Below are 13,890 nucleotides of genomic sequence, written 5' to 3'. Positions count from 1 at the left end.
TCGGGCGTCGCGCTGAGCTTCCCGGCGTTAGTCTTTGCCGATGATCGCGGGCGAGAAGGCGCCTGATTTCACGCTGTATGACCACACCGGTCGACCTCGGAAACTGTCTGCGTTCCTTTCCGAAGGGCCGGTTGTCCTGTTCTTCTTCCCCCTTGCGTCCTCACCGATCTGTACTGCCCAGGCCTGTCATTTCCGGGACCTGAGCAGCGAATTCGCCGCGGTGGGCGCCCAGCGGGTGGGCATCAGCACCGACACCGTCGACAAGCAGGCCCACTTCGCCCAACAGCGCGCGTTCGACTATCCACTGCTCTCTGACGCCGACGGCGTGGTGTCCGAGCTGTTCGGGGTGCGCCGGGGCAGACTCGCCAGGCTGCGGAGATCCTTCGTGGCGCGTGACGCGGCCCGGCGTCGCCGACACACCCGACGCCGTGGCCTGCTGGCTCGGCTGCTCCCGGTCAGACGGGCCACATTCGTCATCGACACCGACCGCACCATCCTCAAAGTCGTGTCCAGCGAACTGCGCGCATCGGTGCACGCCGACCAGGCCCTGCGGTTCTTGCAGAACCACAAGCCGCATCGTTCGCCACATGTCCACGAGGCCATGGACGAACCGACCGACGAGTGGTTTACGGATCCGGAAACCGCGGACGAGCCGAGCCTGGTCCGGCCATACACACTGACGGGAGGCCGTACCGACTCCGACGTCGAACTGCCACTCGACGCTCCGGTCGAAGCGCTCGACACCACAGCGAAGCCGCCGCGCTGGCGGAGAAATGATGTGCGCGGCCAGATCCTGACGTGTTGTGTGCACAGCCCCTCGGTCGCAGAGATCGCCGCTCGTCTGTCCTTGCCGCTCGGTGCGACGCGGTTCCTGGTCGGTGATCTGGTGACACAAGGTTATTTGCGGGTGCACGCACCCCCCGCTGACTCGATGGCAATCGACGAACGACGTGAACTGATACGAAGGACCCTCAGTGGCCTACGAGCACTCTGAGGGAGAGCTCTATAGAGCGTGGGCAGGGTTTTAATAGCGTGGCGTGTGTCCATTGGGTCATGCGGGAGCGGGCGACCGCGTGCGTCGATTGAATACTGACGCATGCGTTGTCATCCTGAAGCCATGGTGAAGTATCGCGATCCCGGGCCGATTGTCTTCGATGCTGTCATCGAACGTCCTGACGGCCCGGGAGCCTACGTGACATTTCCCTTCAACACTGTTGACGTCTTTGGTGTGCGGACACGGGTGCCGGTCAAAGCACGGTTCGACAACAGCGTTGACTACATCGGCTCATTGGCTCCCTACGGAGGTCGGCATCGCCTTGGTGTGCGAAAAGATATCCAGAAGTCCTTGGGCAAGACCTACGGTGACAATGTCAGCGTCGAGGTGGTCCTTGACATCGACCGCGCTGACGTAGCTGATGGTAAGTAGCCAGGCAGGCGGCTTATGTAATAGGTATCCGCGGATACAAAGTGGGCGAAGGCAATTCGCTCCGAACCCACTTGAGCGATGTCCGCGGTTTCGTCCACCCGCCTATCAGGGTGAGATCCAATGTGGTTACGGAAGGCAATCAGGGTTTAGTCGCGGGCCAAGGCGCCCGCAGCTTCTTTCTGGAGGTCGATGAAGGCTTCTTTGCTGATGTCGACCGCGACGCCTTGAATCGTTCCGCCGGTGAAGGTCCCTGGGGTGCGGTATTGCTGGGAGACGCTGTCGCCGCTGTCGAATCCGACGCACAGGCCGTCGCCGGCGAGGCTGAACTTGCCGATCTGTGCCCGCATCGGTCCCTTGGCCACAGCTTTGTCGTCGACGTAAAGCGTTGTAGTGCCCATGGATTCGCCGTATTTACCGGCGCTTTCACGGGTGAACTCCATGCCAAGCGAGTGTTTACCGGGCGTGAGTTGCTCGGAGACGAAATCCTGTTCGGGCTTGATGCCGAGGAGGTTGTAGACGTAGTGCAGCTTGCCGTCCTTGATGAAGAGGGCATGCCCGCCGAATCGTGAACCGTGCGCGAAGATCACCCCCTGCGCGTCGTCGCCGAGATCGACGTTGGCGATGATCTTGTAGGACCGGCCGCGGATATTGACCGCCACGCCTTCGGGCACGGGCGACGTGTCCGGGTAGTACAGGTATCGATTCCGCGGTGGTTCGAATTGCGGTCGCTGGATTGTGATCATCTCGGTCGCCGAGCGGTCATCCAGCGGTAAGACGTAGTTGTCCTTGGCTTCCTCGTTCCACGCGTCGATCAACTCCTTGAGCCTGTCGGGATGCTGATCGGCGACGTTCTTCGACTCGGAGCGATCCTCGTCGACGTGGAAGAGTTCCCATTTGTCCTGGTCGAAATGACCCTTTCCACCCAGCGGGGCGTGCAGCGAGGACGCCTTCCAGCCGTTTACCCATATCCCGCGAGTACCGAGCATGGCGTAGTACTGCCGCTTTTTCGTGGTGGGCGCATTGGCGTCGTCGAAGCTGTACCGCATCGATACACCGTTGAGCGGATACTGCTTTACGCCTCGGTATTCCTCCGGCATCTTGATGCCCGCCACATCCAGGATCGTCGGCACGATGTCGGTGACGTGGTGATACTGATGGCGAATCTGCCCTTTGGCCTTGATTCCCTTGGGCCAGTGGATCACCAACGGGTCACAGGTGCCTCCGGAAAACTGCGAGTAACGCTTGAACATCTGGAAGGGCGTGGAGAACGCGACCGCCCAACCCGTCGGGTAGTGGTTGTAGGTGTCAGGCGTGCCGAGTTTGTCCAGATACTGCATGTTCTCGGCCAAGTCGTCGGGGTAGCCGTTGAAGAACTTGTTCTCGTTCACCGACCCGTTCGGCGAACCCTCGCCGGAGGCGCCGTTATCCGCGCAGTAGAAGATGAGGGTGTTGTCCAACTGACCGGTCTGCTCCAGGTAGTCGACAATCCGTCCGACCTGAGCGTCGGTGTACTCGGAGAACCCCGCGAAGACCTCGGCCATCCGCGAGAACAGCCGTTTCTCGTCGGGGTTGAGGGAATGCCACGGCCGCACCGAATCCGTTTGCAACGCAACGTCGTTGGGCAATGGGTTGATTGGCGTCAGCTGGGTGCCCTTCGGCATGATGCCCTTGTCGATCATACGGCCCAGTACCCACTCGCGATATGCCTCGTAGCCGTCGTCGAATTGCCCTTTGTACTTGGCGGCGTACTCGGCGGGGCTGTGGTGCGGCGCATGGTTGGCGCCCGGGCAGAACCACATGTACCACGGCTTGGACGGGTTGCTGGACCGCTGGTCACGTAGCATCCGGAGCGCTTGATCGGCAAGGTCTTTCGACAGGTGGTAACCCTGCTCCGGGCTGTAGGGCTGGTCGATGAACTTGTTGTCGTCCGTCAGATCCGGGTACCACTGATTGGTTTCACCGCCGAGGAACCCGTAGAACCGGTCGAAGCCCTTCTGCAGCGGCCACTCCGACTTGCTGCCCCCACTGGAGACGTCCTCCTCGGGAACATTGTGGTCTTTGCCCACCCAGAATGTGCTGTAGCCGTTGTCCTGGAGCACCTGTCCGACCGTCGCGCACTGAGCAGGCAAGCGGGCCGCAGCACCGGGGAATCCGTCGGATCCCTCGGTGATCGAGGCGAAGCGATTTACATGGTGATTGCGGCCGGTCAACAAGCACGACCGAGTGGGCGAGCACAACGCCGTGGTGTGCCACTGCGTGTATGTCAGCCCATTGTCTGCTAAGCGCTGCATCACCGGCATGTTGACCCGGCCGCCATACGGCGACCACGCCGCCATTCCGGTGTCATCGAAAAGCACCACCAGAATGTTGGGGGCGCCCTTCGGGGCGTGTTTGAGCTCGAACGGGGTCCAGTCCGGCTTCGAATTGCGAACGTCGAGTTCGATCTTTCCATTGAAACCGTCGTTGATCCCGGTTCCGTAGCTCGGTGGCCCCTCCGCACCTTGATTCGAGCCTTGCGGGCCGTGACACCCTGCGACTAGCGCAGAAGCGCCGGCGCCACTCAGCCCCAAAGCTGCAAGGCCACCCAGCACATGGCGACGCCGTACCTTCGCGCCAATAGGGTCGTGATCGGATTCGGATTCGACTGATTGGGGCTGGGTTTCATCCAACGGTTCCATGCATACGCAGTATTCGACAACTGCCCACTAATCTCCACCGATTGCGATTATTCGCGGATTGTGCGGCCGATGAAGAAGTGCTTTTTTTGCCTGCTACCTGGCCCGTTCACTAAGTTCGGCGGATACTCGGCCGGCGTGTAGCCATAAAGGAGGAAGATGCCTGGAATAGCTGAGCTCACTTTGGGGGCGGCTCCGATCGCCGGCGGCGCGTTGCTCGGGATCGTCGCGGGTGGCCTGAAAGGACCGGATTACCGCAGCGCAATCAAGCAAGACCTTGATCTGTTGGAACGGATTCCGCAGGAACAGGCGGAACGACGCCAAAGACTGCAGCAGAGTATTGACAATCGCATCGACGACATGATTGCGGCGACCGAGAGCAGCCGTGCCTTGCGAGAGGCGACATTCTCATACCGTGGGAACTGGCGCGACAGTGCAGTTTTCATCTGCGCTGTGCTATTCACAATCGTCTGGTGGAACGTCAGCCACGACCGGGCGAACTGGCTGCTGATGTTCGTCGTCATGGTCGTGCTATCCGGCGTATCCGCCGTCTACGCGGCACGCGGTCTGCTACGCACGATTCAGAGGCTGCTGCGCTAATTCATCGTGTGCGTGTGGCGCCTTCTGTTCATACCGGCACGGCGGCTGCCTTGGTTGCCGTGGGCAACTGTGTCTTTGGCTCAGTTGCCGCCGTTTGCGACCTTCACTGTCGACGGTGACGACCTTGCACATCGCTACAGGCGTCAGTGGTTCGACTGCGCGTCGTGCAGGCAAACACATCCTCGGCCGCGAGGCCGTGATGATCCATGCTGTCACAGATAAGGGTCTTGACGCGATTGCTGTATAGCGTGATGCATCCGTACGTCACCTAGCTGTGTGTGTGTTCGATCAGTCGTGTTTCGCCTCGTAGCGCAGTAGGACCGTGCCGCCCGGGAAGGTGCGGTTCTCCAACAGTCGCAGCGAGATCCATGACGGGAGGGTCGGGAAGAAGGGGGTGCCGCCGCCCACGGCAGTGGGCGCGACCACGATCCGGTATTCGTCCACCAGTCCAGCCTGCACGATCGGTGCGGCCAGCGTCGCGCCGGCCACCTCCAGCCTGCCGTCGGTTTCGGCTTTCAGCTTCGTCACCACCTCGACCGGGTTGCCGCGTTCCAGGCGGGAGTTCCAGTCGACGGATTCCAGGGTGCGCGAGAACACGACCTTGGGCATGTCGCGCCAGATGTGGGCGAAGTCAACGATCAGAGGGGTGGCGTCCGGGGCCTGGTCGGCGGTCGGCCAGTACGCGGACATCAGTTCGTAGAGCCGCCGGCCGTAAAACGACAGAGCGGTCTCCCGCTCGAAGTCGTTCCAGTACTGGTGCAGTTCATCGCTCGGATCGGTCCAGTCGATGTTGCCTTGTGCGTCGGCGATGTACCCGTCCACCGACACGTTGAAGCCATAGATGAGTTTGCCCATGAAGATCAGACTGCACCGGAGGGCAAAAGTCATCGCGACGCCACTCCGTCTTTTGCGGCACCGATCGATTCATCGCTTTCAGTTGTACGCCCCGCGGGGGAGTCGCGGTCACGAACAGTCGGGCTCCCGCTACGCAATCGGCGTTCAGTCAGACCAACTCCCTTTGTCGATGTGGCTGGTTGCGCCAACGTCTACGTCAGCTCGTCCCGCCAGCTTTCGCCCCGAGGTCGAAATCGGCGGCGTGAACACCAGGGTGCTTGCCGAGCCGGCCGCGGCCATCGACCCCGGCCGGCGGGGCAAGAGCGTCGGGGTTCCTCAGCTTCGACGAGATGCGCCGCGTTGAGGCGGCACTGCGCATCGTCCTCGATCTGTGAGCGCCGCACCGCCGCATCGAAACGAAAACAATTGGAGTGCAACGTGATACGGCGAGACTTAGTGGTAAGTTGCCTGTTCGTTTGCGACCCTATTCTTCCTGATCCACAGCACCGTGTCGGTCGAGGCGAGGGTAGGAACGTCAAGCCGGTTGGGGCACCACCAGGACGGCTTGAATTGCGCCCAAGTGCTGCGTGAGTGTCGCCCCGGTTCGGCTTCGGCGCGACGATGCTCTGTGTGCCGAGGTTGATAGCAACGGCGGTGGCCTGGGTTAGCACCCTGCCGTCGCCCCAAAATTGGTGTGCAGAAGGACTGTGTCGGCGACTTAGCCTTGGATCATGGGTGAGGGGACAGCCGACGGAGCACTACAACGGGCTTACGAAGTGATGATTTCCGCCGATGTCGGCCCCTTCCTGCGGGCGCGCGGCTTCGACGCATCCGGCTCCAGCTTCGAGCGGGAACGGGGACCGCTCTATGACATGATCAACTTTCAGGACGACTGGCATAACGGCACCATGTCGTGGCATGGATTCTTCATTAACGTGGGCATCGGATCGGCTGAGATCGACACCGCGTGCCCTGGATACGACCGAGTGAGGCATCCCCTCAAAGGTTCATTACTGCAACGTCGTTGGGAACATTTGGTACCCGATCTGCCGTACGAGGTGCGGTTCGACTATCGCACCGACATGCGACAGCTCGCCGCCGGGCTCTGCGACGGCTTTGATCTGACGCTGGCTGAGATGGAACGGATCACGACTACTGAGCAGTTGGTGCGGTACGCAGTCAACAACAATTTGCTGATCGAATACGACAAGACCTGCCGATACCTGGCCGCAATCGAGGATATCGACACGCTGACGGAATACGTGACGAGGTTGCACGATTGCTTCGGCCATCAAGACCGTTGGTCGATCTTTGACCGTAACATCACCACGGCTGTTGGGCGCTGGGCGTGGGTGCTGCGAGAGCGAGGGGTACTTGACCCGAACTGAAATCTTTGTGCCGCAAGGCAAAACCAAGGGTACCGGTAACGCTGCATAATCGATCTCGTCGCATTCAGTCGTGTCGTCGGCGGCTGTGCGTAGCGGCATGCTGATGCCGGTGGTCAGCCGGAACCGCACGCGCTACGACGTGATCAGAATCGCGTGATCTACCTGCGCTGCAGCGTATTGAAGGCACGCCCTGATGTCGTCTTCGGTCAGGTACGGGTAGTCCTCGAGAATTTCGGCTACGGAGGACCCGGCAGCCAGCAGCGCCAGGACGTCGGCGACGCGCATACGGGTCCCGCGAACGACCGGGCGACCGTGGACGATCTCCGGATCGACGACGATACGTTCGAGCAGGGACATGTCCCGAGGATACCGTCTTTGTGGTGGCGATAAATGGGCAACGACGGGAGCGGGCACACCTGTTCGGTCTCAATTTAGTCGGCGGCTATGTCCGAGACCGCCAGAAATAATGCACACCCGAAGCGCATTGTCGTGTCGAAATAGTTGGCGGTTCCGTTTCCATTACTGTCTTGGACGATGTCCGGGAATGCCGGGCCCGGCTCGGTTGCGGCAGTTGTCGGTCTCCACATTTAACCTCTGGGGCGTGTCGAATCGTGCCGAACGGCGGCGAGCCGAAAGGCTGTGGCAGGGTGATTCATCTGATGCAATTCGACGGGCTGTACCGGTAACCCTGCATATTCGATTCCGCCGTAGTCTCCCGCGGTCGAACGGCTCGACGGTATGCACTAGTCGAAGGGGAGGGCCTGACGGCGGTCCATCGGTCGTCGGACGGGCTCGTAGAGCGAAGGGCGCAGCTGTCCCGTTTGTTTGCTGGCGGCGCCATTTTGTTATGGATCCTCGCCCCTGCGACAGGCGAATGTCCGACGACTCGATTGTCGACCCGCCCGCGCGAGCAGTAGGCCTGCGCTGCAGCGGACAGCGGCGGCCCCTTCGACGACAAACAGATTGTCTGTCGGTCGTCGAAGGCAAAATGGTGCGCCATGACAGGGTGCATTGAGTTCCGGAACGACGACGCCGGCTATCTGGTCTGGCTCGCCGCCCACCCGGAGGGCTACGTGATCAACATTGCGCGCAACCACAATGCGACCCAAGCGCGCGTGCACCATGCCCGCTGCCGGACAATTTCTGGACAGATCTCCGTCGGGAGCACGTGGACCGGACCCTACGTGAAAGTCTGTGCGGAACACCTGGCCGAACTCGAGAGGTGGGCAATCGAGACGGTGGGGCAGCCGGCCTCGCCGTGCGGGACTTGCCGCCCGGCCGGCGGCGCCGTACGGTCCGCTTCAACCAAGCAGACAGAACGACCGGCCGACGGCCGGACGTACATCTCGCGCGAAATCCACGCCACACGGCCGGCTTCCGGCAAGCCGACTGAACAGGCGATGGCCGCCCGGATGTTCGAGGGCAGCTTCGAGATTCACGGACCGGCCGCGGACAGTCCTGTCGTCGAGGCCTGGGCCGATGACTACATCCGCTTCGAGCGCCGCCCTGCCTGGCAAGAGGAGCTACGGAACCAGGTTCGGCGTCGCTGCAGCCGACTCGCACCATCGGCTGGGCAAGTGCTGCACGCCACGTTCTGCGGCCCCAAGCTTTCCAACGCTGACGTCGAGAACCTCGCGCTCTACAACATCGACTCGTTCAAAACCGCTGGCCGCAACGGGATCCGCTTCGAACACTGCACCGCGGTGCCGCCGGCTCCCGATGGTGCCGAGTACCGGTTCGGCTACCGGTATGCGCTCGCGCCGTCGTCGGGCACCTTCACCCACCGGCAGCAGGGCCGAATGCTGGCGTCATTCGACTGGATCGATCTGGACGCGTCCGTCGACGATACGAAGGACCATACGAAGCTGGCACAGGTTTGGCTGGCACTGGCACGGGCTCGCGACCAGATCGAGCCGCCCGAGCCAGCGAGCGCGGTTGATATGCCATTCGCCGTCAGAGTCCAAATCCGGCCGCCCGACAGGCGTCAGCCGGTATGGGGTGGACTGGTGAAGGGCATCTTCGACGGGGTGATCAGCGCGTTCCAGTCCCACACCGACACGGCAGCCTTGCCGGAGGTCATATCCCGGCTCGCGACAATGCTTCGCATAGACCCGGCAGAAATTGAGAAACACCTCCTCGAGCAGCGCTGGGCCGTGCTCGGCGCTGTGCCCCGACTCGTATCGCCATACCGCGGGGGCGTTAAGTGGGATCCCGCGGACCACTGGTGCGTTGCCGGCGAGTTGCTGCCAGCGGATCCGGGTGGTCCACGCTGGGCCATAAAGGGTGAACTCATCGCGGTCACTTGATAAAAGGGCAGAATCAGCAGCAAGCTGCTGCTTCTGACGTGTCCGTTCCGAGTTTAATTGTCATCCGCATCCCGGCCTATGCCAACAATTTTCGGATCAGGTCAGGCCAATCTGTCCGAGTCGTAGTGGCATTTCCGTAGAGGGGTAGGCCCAGGGTCGAATGGATGAAACTGTAGAGATATCTACACCCGCACTGTATGTGGTCTACATGCCCTTGAGTCACTACACAGAAGCAGAACGCAAGGCCCATGGTAAGAAACTCGCCAAGGCGCGAACCGCCACGGCGGAAGCTCTACGGGTCGCGCAGATCATGGCTCAATCGGCTCACAGCGAGGGCGTCCCGGAGACGCGTATCGCCGAGGAACTCGGCGTGGACCGCATGACTGTGCGGAAGTGGGTAGGCAAGTGACGAACCAAGATTACTGTAAACGCGGACACTGTGTGTCATCGGCGTAGCAGGTCACATTGAACAGGAAAACCGCCAACTAAACCTGGAACGGACAGAGCAGACCGTTGATTCATCTGATGCAATACGACGGGTTCTACCTTACGTAATGTCGCTTATCGGTACAAAAAGGTAGCGGCTACCGTCATGCGTGCAGACCGCTTCGATGCAGTCCGAATCCTCATTGGTCAGCTGGGTGCTGTCACCGGCCACTGGCTACGAACCTTGCACGGATGAGTGCTAAGGAGTCATCACCGAACACTTCGGTCGAAAACCGGCCCGAGATGAGGTCGGTGAGATATGCGACCAGTCCGTGTGGGTGATAGTCGTTCGTTAGTCCGTCAGCGATGACCACGGCCGCCCAGCCATTGGGATCATCGCCGTTGATATGCCAATATCCGGTCTCCCCGCCCGGTGCACCACCCCATCCGTAATAAGGCACTGGATCGACGTCCTCGATGATCGTCGGCACCCTGGATCGGTCTGGGTAGATCCAACTGTGGTGGGTGTAGGTGTTACGCAAGTCGGTCAAGGATTGTCGGCAATACGCACCACCGGAGATCAATTCGTCGTGGGTAGGGCTCATCAGCCCCAAGTATCCGCCGAATGATCCGCCGCCGTAGGTGCTGACGAGTTCCTTGTAGTCGTCTGGCAGGGCATGCCCCAATGCCGCCTCGACCGCACCAAAGTCGTAGCTGGGTACGGACTTCGGCGGAGGCACGAGGGAGATCAGTTCATCGAGCGACACGGTCAGACACTGTACGACCATCCCGACGTGTCTGACGCACGACCAGGCTGCACTGCATGGTGTGCAACACTCGGCTGATCCGTAATCGCGAGCATCGGAGAACAGACGTGGCGCAGCGTAGAACGACGGCGGGAGCGTCCGGGCACCCGGAATTCACCCTCGAGTACGAGCCCGGAATCGTGACTGAGCTGGGCATCGAGTGGCTCGCGTCCTGGCTGCAGGACTGCATCAGCAGTGGCACCCGTTTCTCTGTCGGACAGACCATCGCCATCGGGTGGATGAACTGCTATGTCACCGATCGCGGCGACGGCACGTTGGGACTGTCTGAGCCGGATTTCACGAACATCCCCCCGAACCTCGTCGCCGGCGCATCGAACACCGTGAGCCAGCTGTGGTATCAGCGCGAGATCGCCGACAGCGTGGGACTGGTAGCTGAACTAGACTTTCCGCGCTACGACCAGTACGCGATGACATGCGAGCGACTCGTGAGCGCCGACCCCATCTTGATGCATCGATACACCCACGAGGAAGACGAGTCCGGCTGGTATATCGGTTGTTCCGGTGACGATCACGACCACGACGAGACCAAGCTGCACCATGTGTCCCTCTATGAGCTCGCCGTCGCCAAACCGGCCATCATCGGTTTCCTCGCACTGCCACCCGACTGTTCGGTGCTCGTAGGCGGTGGGGCGCCGCTGGTTGTGCGTCACCGCGAACCGTTGCCCGTGCGGGAAGGCTCGCTGCTGGCCACGATGTTCGGAGACGAAGTCGTAGCAGACCAGCAGGCAGCGCCCCACGTCAAAGATTGCACGTAACTGCACGACCCCGAGCGACTGCCCCCCCACTCATCGCCGTCATTACGTCACTGTGACAAAAATCGTTGCAGCGCAGGGTTATTGAGATGCGGTGTTGGCCGGTGTCAGTTTTGTGCCCCCACAACTTTCGACGGCAACTCGCACCTGTTGAACATGCACCGTTACCAGCTCGTCTATGGCGGCTTTTCCCAAACAAAGTGCGGTCTAATCGAATCGGCCACCGCCGCCCGCGAAAGCCAAAGGCTCTTCCCGACGTGATCGCCTGTGTGGTGCCGCCCAGGTCGTTCCGGCTAACCCCGTCCTTCCCCACCGGTCACAGTGATTCGTCACGGTGACGAAACTACCTGGGCCCCAGCGCTCTTCGTATGCCGACTTACCGCGTGCCCTGGACTTCCACGAAGCCGGCCGCAGCGAAGTCTTGGTCGAACGCTAACGCCTCACGCAAGCGGCGATCACGCATGACACGAAAGCTCGTGGCATCCACATAGGAGTACACCCGCTCATCATGTTTTCGGAGCCACTCCCACGCCGCCGCATCTTGCTCCTCGGTAACGCGGTGCACCACAAGGCGCTCCGCGCTCTGCAGCGTATCGAGCCGGTCCAGAAAAGCCAGCGCGGTCCGATGGCTGTCCTTGCGACGCAAGAAGGTCCACGTCTCGCCAGCGATGAGGTTGGTCGTGAGGATCTGCTCAGAGCGCCCGAGAGCGGCCAGCATGGTCAGTGCGCTGGCGTGCCGGGCATTCCCCGGCAGCGCCCACGCTACCCACCAACTCGTGTCGGCGAACTTCACGTGCCGTAGACGACGTCGTCGATCTCACCCGGTTGCGCGGAAATCCCCGCCGAACCGAATCCGGCGAGAGAGCGCCAAAGGTCATCTGCAGCGGACTCAAGTGGCGGCGAAAGCACGGCACCGAGTCCCACGCGAATGAGCTCGGATTTGGATATGCCACGGCGGCGGGCCTCCGCAGTAGCCAGTGCATCGAGCTCCTCCGGAATCGTGATCGTGATCGTCTTCACGTCTTCACTATACATATCCGCCGTTACAGCGGCTATGTACTTAGCTGAACGGTCTTGGCTGTGACGAGCTGCTCTACCTGCGGCGTGACCGCAATCCGTCGAGCGCCGACCCGGTCTCGCTACTGCGGCGGTGGCGGAGGCACGACGGGCTGGCACGCGTTGGGTCCTGGGTTCCACCAGTTGCCCGGGCCGCAATCAGGAGGCGGCGGCGGCGTCACCGGTTGACACGCGTTGGCTCCTGGATTCCACCAGTTACCCGCACCGCAATCTGGGGGCGCGGTCGGCTGGCACGCATTGGCGCCCGGATTCCACCAATTGCCCGGACCGCAATCAGGCGGTTGAGCCGAGGCCACACCAGTCGACACTGCTGCCACGTACGCCATGGGTGCCAATGCCACCGCGACGGCGCATGCCACGCGGCGAATGAACATGCTCATCGAACCCTCCCATCACAAGCGCCCAGCCCAAGCCGGACGTCAGTGGCAGACGACTACCCACAAGGCCGACTCCGCAATCATCGCTCGGCGCCGCCCGACCCGATGAGATACCAGGCCCGCGGATTCGATCCTCAGAAACCAACAGGTCAATCCGCTGCAATGCGGTCAGATCGCAGATCGTGAGCGATGCCAGGTTAGGATCGCGCAACATGACCGAAGCAAACGGCGACACAGCATCCGCGCCTGCACGGGCTGCGGAGGTCGCCCTCGACGTCAACGGTTCCGGTGTCCAGCCGCCAGTGGCCGGTTGGGTGCGCAGGGCCTTTTGGTTCTTGGAGCGATTTGCACCTGGCCTGGGATCGCGGTGGGCCGTCGAGCTCTGGTGCACCCCGCCAGTGCTCGAGTCAAGCCTGCGTATGCCGCCTGGTGTCCCTGCGGGCGAGCCGTTGGAGGCCTACTGGGACGGACACCGGATCGTGGGTGAGTCATGGGGTGAGGGGCCGCCGGTCTACCTGGTGCACGGGTGGGGTGGTCGTCGTCCGCACTTGGGCATATTCATCAACCCGCTCGTCGAGGCAGGGCATCGAGTTATCGCGTTCGACCTGCCCAGTCATAACGAGTCCGACCCGGGCGTGCTCGCGCCCGGCCGCACGACCGCCATCGAATGCGCCGAGGCGGTTGCGGCCATCATCCGCACCCATGGGCCCGCCCGGGCCGTCGTCGCCCACTCGCTGGGCGCCAATGCCGTCACCTTCGCGGCGGCATGGGGGACGCCGGTGGGCCGGTTGGTCTTCCTGGCGCCGATGGGCGAGTTCCCGCTGTACCTCGACCTTTTCGCGGCGCGCCACGGTTTCGGACCGCGGATCCGCTCGGGTCTGCATCGGCGTCTCGAACGCCGTATCGACATGCCGCTCGAAGAAACCAACATGGTTCGCGTTGCCGCCCGTACCGGTTATCCCCCGATGCTGCTCATTCACGACCCCGACGATCTCGACAGTCCCTGGGAGTCGAGCCGCAAGGTTGTCGAGTCGTGGCCGGGCGCACGTTTGATGACCACCCGGGGGCTCGGCCGGCTGGCGCATTACCGACTTTTGCGCCATCGCCCCGCTATTCGCGCCGCGGTCGACTTCATCGGCACCGCAACGACCTGCAGCGGCACCGACGCTGCGCAAACGCCTGCGACATAGCGGAGCGTGGTT

15 protein-coding genes are annotated in these 13,890 nt (G+C 61.9%); 9 read left to right on the top strand and 6 right to left on the bottom strand.

Features of this window, described 5'->3' with window-relative positions; translation table 11 throughout:
• The first annotated feature begins 40 nt into the window (after positions 1 to 40).
• Both G6N47_RS30360 and G6N47_RS18970 read left to right on the top strand, forming a co-directional pair.
• Complete coding sequence (locus G6N47_RS30360; protein ID WP_083131862.1) at positions 41 to 994, top strand: redoxin domain-containing protein; 954 nt, start codon at positions 41 to 43, stop codon at positions 992 to 994.
• 123 nt (positions 995 to 1,117) lie between these two features.
• Complete coding sequence (locus tag G6N47_RS18970) at positions 1,118 to 1,426, top strand: DUF1905 domain-containing protein (protein ID WP_083131863.1); 309 nt, start codon at positions 1,118 to 1,120, stop codon at positions 1,424 to 1,426.
• Positions 1,427 to 1,572: 146 nt separating this feature from the next.
• On the opposite strand, the gene G6N47_RS18965 is transcribed toward G6N47_RS18970, so the two are convergent.
• Positions 1,573 to 4,104, bottom strand: coding sequence for an arylsulfatase (locus G6N47_RS18965; protein ID WP_083131864.1), 2,532 nt, complete (start codon positions 4,102 to 4,104; stop codon positions 1,573 to 1,575).
• Between the two features lie 156 nt (positions 4,105 to 4,260).
• Between G6N47_RS18965 and G6N47_RS18960 the strand changes: the two genes are divergently transcribed.
• Positions 4,261 to 4,701 (top strand): hypothetical protein, encoded by a 441-nt coding sequence (locus tag G6N47_RS18960; RefSeq protein ID WP_083131865.1) that lies wholly within the window; start codon positions 4,261 to 4,263, stop codon positions 4,699 to 4,701.
• 288 nt (positions 4,702 to 4,989) lie between these two features.
• Here G6N47_RS18960 and G6N47_RS18955 read toward each other — a convergent pair whose 3' ends face one another.
• Positions 4,990 to 5,556 carry a dihydrofolate reductase family protein gene (locus G6N47_RS18955; RefSeq protein ID WP_083131866.1) on the bottom strand — a complete coding sequence of 189 codons (567 nt, stop codon included), beginning with the start codon at positions 5,554 to 5,556 and terminating at the stop codon, positions 4,990 to 4,992.
• Here G6N47_RS18955 and G6N47_RS30180 point away from each other — a divergent pair.
• On the top strand, positions 5,543 to 5,899 hold the full coding sequence (locus tag G6N47_RS30180; RefSeq protein ID WP_372517471.1) for a type II toxin-antitoxin system PemK/MazF family toxin: 357 nt from the start codon (positions 5,543 to 5,545) through the stop codon (positions 5,897 to 5,899). The two genes, G6N47_RS18955 and G6N47_RS30180, sit on opposite strands and share 14 nt — an antisense overlap.
• 367 nt (positions 5,900 to 6,266) lie before the next feature.
• Positions 6,267 to 6,923 carry a DUF4304 domain-containing protein gene (locus G6N47_RS18945; RefSeq protein ID WP_083131867.1) on the top strand — a complete coding sequence of 219 codons (657 nt, stop codon included), beginning with the start codon at positions 6,267 to 6,269 and terminating at the stop codon, positions 6,921 to 6,923.
• 132 nt (positions 6,924 to 7,055) lie between these two features.
• On the opposite strand, the gene G6N47_RS18940 is transcribed toward G6N47_RS18945, so the two are convergent.
• Positions 7,056 to 7,280 (bottom strand): DUF433 domain-containing protein, encoded by a 225-nt coding sequence (locus G6N47_RS18940; protein ID WP_083131868.1) that lies wholly within the window; start codon positions 7,278 to 7,280, stop codon positions 7,056 to 7,058.
• Positions 7,281 to 7,921: 641 nt separating this feature from the next.
• Between G6N47_RS18940 and G6N47_RS29335 the strand changes: the two genes are divergently transcribed.
• Both G6N47_RS29335 and G6N47_RS18930 read left to right on the top strand, forming a co-directional pair.
• The gene (locus G6N47_RS29335; protein ID WP_179966397.1) at positions 7,922 to 9,229 is read left to right on the top strand and encodes a hypothetical protein; all 1,308 of its coding nucleotides are present in this window, start codon (positions 7,922 to 7,924) and stop codon (positions 9,227 to 9,229) included.
• 160 nt (positions 9,230 to 9,389) lie between these two features.
• The gene (locus G6N47_RS18930) at positions 9,390 to 9,638 is read left to right on the top strand and encodes a helix-turn-helix domain-containing protein (protein WP_083131869.1); all 249 of its coding nucleotides are present in this window, start codon (positions 9,390 to 9,392) and stop codon (positions 9,636 to 9,638) included.
• 238 nt (positions 9,639 to 9,876) lie between these two features.
• On the opposite strand, the gene G6N47_RS18925 is transcribed toward G6N47_RS18930, so the two are convergent.
• The gene (locus tag G6N47_RS18925; protein ID WP_139799495.1) at positions 9,877 to 10,422 is read right to left on the bottom strand and encodes an SMI1/KNR4 family protein; all 546 of its coding nucleotides are present in this window, start codon (positions 10,420 to 10,422) and stop codon (positions 9,877 to 9,879) included.
• A 107-nt stretch (positions 10,423 to 10,529) separates the two neighbouring features.
• On the opposite strand from G6N47_RS18925, the gene G6N47_RS18920 reads away from it, so the two are divergent.
• Positions 10,530 to 11,237 (top strand): immunity protein Imm33 domain-containing protein, encoded by a 708-nt coding sequence (locus G6N47_RS18920; RefSeq protein ID WP_083131871.1) that lies wholly within the window; start codon positions 10,530 to 10,532, stop codon positions 11,235 to 11,237.
• A gap of 373 nt (positions 11,238 to 11,610) precedes the next feature.
• Here G6N47_RS18920 and G6N47_RS18915 read toward each other — a convergent pair whose 3' ends face one another.
• Positions 11,611 to 12,027, bottom strand: a complete 417-nt coding sequence (locus G6N47_RS18915; RefSeq protein ID WP_083131872.1) for a type II toxin-antitoxin system VapC family toxin — start codon at positions 12,025 to 12,027, stop codon at positions 11,611 to 11,613.
• Positions 12,024 to 12,254: a ribbon-helix-helix domain-containing protein gene (locus G6N47_RS18910; RefSeq protein WP_163659690.1), complete on the bottom strand. Its 231-nt coding sequence runs from the start codon at positions 12,252 to 12,254 to the stop codon at positions 12,024 to 12,026. Before G6N47_RS18910 ends, G6N47_RS18915 begins: the two co-directional genes overlap by 4 nt.
• A gap of 646 nt (positions 12,255 to 12,900) precedes the next feature.
• On the opposite strand from G6N47_RS18910, the gene G6N47_RS18905 reads away from it, so the two are divergent.
• On the top strand, positions 12,901 to 13,878 hold the full coding sequence (locus G6N47_RS18905; RefSeq protein ID WP_083131874.1) for an alpha/beta fold hydrolase: 978 nt from the start codon (positions 12,901 to 12,903) through the stop codon (positions 13,876 to 13,878).
• Positions 13,879 to 13,890: the final 12 nt, after the last annotated feature.

The organism is Mycobacterium branderi, from assembly GCF_010728725.1.
Classification (GTDB): Bacteria; Actinomycetota; Actinomycetes; order Mycobacteriales; family Mycobacteriaceae; genus Mycobacterium; species Mycobacterium branderi.
This window is presented reverse-complemented; position numbering and strand designations above follow the sequence as displayed.

Bases quoted from the DNA above. Each gene is read 5' to 3' on its own strand.
- G6N47_RS18930 (WP_083131869.1), top strand. From the start codon at position 9,390: ATGGATGAAACTGTAGAGATATCTACACCCGCACTGTATGTGGTCTAC.
- G6N47_RS30180 (WP_372517471.1), top strand. From the start codon at position 5,543: ATGAGTTTGCCCATGAAGATCAGACTGCACCGGAGGGCAAAAGTCATC.
- G6N47_RS18945 (WP_083131867.1), top strand. From the start codon at position 6,267: ATGGGTGAGGGGACAGCCGACGGAGCACTACAACGGGCTTACGAAGTG.
- G6N47_RS18905 (WP_083131874.1), top strand. From the start codon at position 12,901: ATGACCGAAGCAAACGGCGACACAGCATCCGCGCCTGCACGGGCTGCG.
- G6N47_RS29335 (WP_179966397.1), top strand. From the start codon at position 7,922: ATGACAGGGTGCATTGAGTTCCGGAACGACGACGCCGGCTATCTGGTC.
- G6N47_RS18960 (WP_083131865.1), top strand. From the start codon at position 4,261: ATGCCTGGAATAGCTGAGCTCACTTTGGGGGCGGCTCCGATCGCCGGC.
- G6N47_RS18940 (WP_083131868.1), bottom strand. From the start codon at position 7,280: ATGTCCCTGCTCGAACGTATCGTCGTCGATCCGGAGATCGTCCACGGT.
- G6N47_RS30360 (WP_083131862.1), top strand. From the start codon at position 41: ATGATCGCGGGCGAGAAGGCGCCTGATTTCACGCTGTATGACCACACC.
- G6N47_RS18970 (WP_083131863.1), top strand. From the start codon at position 1,118: ATGGTGAAGTATCGCGATCCCGGGCCGATTGTCTTCGATGCTGTCATC.
- G6N47_RS18965 (WP_083131864.1), bottom strand. From the start codon at position 4,104: ATGGAACCGTTGGATGAAACCCAGCCCCAATCAGTCGAATCCGAATCC.
- G6N47_RS18955 (WP_083131866.1), bottom strand. From the start codon at position 5,556: ATGGGCAAACTCATCTATGGCTTCAACGTGTCGGTGGACGGGTACATC.